Source organism: Nocardioides abyssi (assembly GCF_030412915.1).
Taxonomy (GTDB): Bacteria; Actinomycetota; Actinomycetes; order Propionibacteriales; family Nocardioidaceae; genus Nocardioides; species Nocardioides abyssi.
Genome location: NZ_JAUHJR010000258.1, coordinates 1 through 229, shown reverse-complemented (window position 1 = coordinate 229; position 229 = coordinate 1). Strand labels below are relative to the sequence as shown.

Below are 229 nucleotides of genomic sequence, written 5' to 3'. Positions count from 1 at the left end.
CAACGGCATCGGCACCCAGTGGCACGACGCCGACATCGCGGCCATCGCCCCGGCCGGCCCCGACGCGGTCGTCGTGCCCACGGTCGGCTCCGCCGACGAGGTCCACCCGCTCGTCGCGGCCCTCGAGCGGGCCGGCGCCCCCGACCACACCACGCTCTGGGCGATGATCGAGACCCCGGTCGCGATCCTCGACGCCCTCGCCATCGCCCGCGCCAGCGAGCGGCTGACC

1 protein-coding gene is annotated in these 229 nt (G+C 76.9%); it reads left to right on the top strand.

The window, feature by feature from the left end:
- Window positions 1–229, top strand: a 229-nt coding sequence (locus QWY29_RS20690) for an aldolase/citrate lyase family protein (protein ID WP_300963093.1), incomplete at both ends; no start/stop codon positions are given.